Source organism: Photobacterium sp. R1, from assembly GCF_054600795.1.
On the sequence record NZ_BAAHZP010000555.1, the window covers coordinates 1 to 271 of the forward strand.

At 50.9% G+C, this 271-nt stretch carries 1 protein-coding gene; it reads left to right on the forward strand.

The features are described 5' to 3' along the window. The coding region (locus ACYP03_RS26260; RefSeq protein ID WP_459782707.1) for a class I tRNA ligase family protein at positions 1-271 on the forward strand (271 nt) is incomplete at both ends.

The window sequence follows — 271 nt, forward strand, 5'->3', positions numbered from 1 at the left end:
GTCAGGTTGAAGGCCAGAAAGAAAGTTTTATTCGCCTCGGGGTGCTGGGTGAGTGGGACAAGCCTTACCGCACTATGGATTTCGCTACCGAAGCCAACATCATTCGTGCTTTGGGCAAAATTGCCGATAACGGCCACCTGCTGAAAGGTTTCAAACCGGTTCACTGGTGTACCGACTGTGGTTCAGCGCTGGCTGAAGCCGAAGTGGAATACAAAAACAAGGTCTCGCCATCCATCGACGTGAAATTCAAAGCCGTTGATGAAGCAGACGT